At 48.7% G+C, this 758-nt stretch carries 1 protein-coding gene; it reads right to left on the reverse strand.

The annotated features are described in order from the left end of the window. On the reverse strand, positions 1–758 hold a 758-nt coding region (locus KIV40_RS33760; RefSeq protein ID WP_285353793.1), incomplete at both ends, for an AMP-binding protein.

Genomic DNA, 758 nt, shown 5'->3' on the forward strand with positions numbered 1-758 from the left:
ATAAAGATGGTGTCAAGTTTTGATAGATCGTACTGGTTTAAGCACGCACCCTCTGGGTCCTCTTTTTTGATGGCGCGAAATGCCGTGGGAGCAGAAAACAGAACATTCACTGAATACTCTTCACAGACTCGCCAAAATGCACCCGGATCGGGCGTGCGAACTGGCTTGCCTTCAAACAAAATCGTTGTACAGCCGTGAATCAAAGGGGCATAGACAATGTAAGAGTGGCCAACGACCCAACCAACATCCGATGCTGCCCAGAAAACACCATCTTGAGGCATGTTGTAGATAGTACTCATCGAGTACTTCATCGCAACCGCATGCCCACCATTATCACGCACAACCCCTTTCGGTTTGCCCGTGGTGCCTGAGGTATACAAGATATAAAGTGGGTCAGTCGCTAACACAGGTACACATGCATGCGGCAACGCCTGTTCCATCTGCTGTTGCCAATCAAGATCGCGCTCGTTATTCAGTTCTGCGGGACATTCAGGTCTCTGAAGCACCAGTACATTTTGTGGCTTCCAGCGACTATCCATGATTGCTCTATCAACCAGTGGTTTATAAGGAATCACTTTATTGATTTCGATACCACAGGAAGCCGTGATCAAAACCTTAGGCTCTGCATCCTCGATACGCACCGCCAGTTCATGAGGCGCAAAACCACCAAATACTACTGAGTGAATCGCACCGAGTCTCGCACAAGCAAGCATCGCCATTGCTGCTTCCGGAATCATTGGCATGTAGATAACCACACG

The sequence above is a fragment of the Vibrio sp. D173a genome (genome assembly GCF_030248475.1).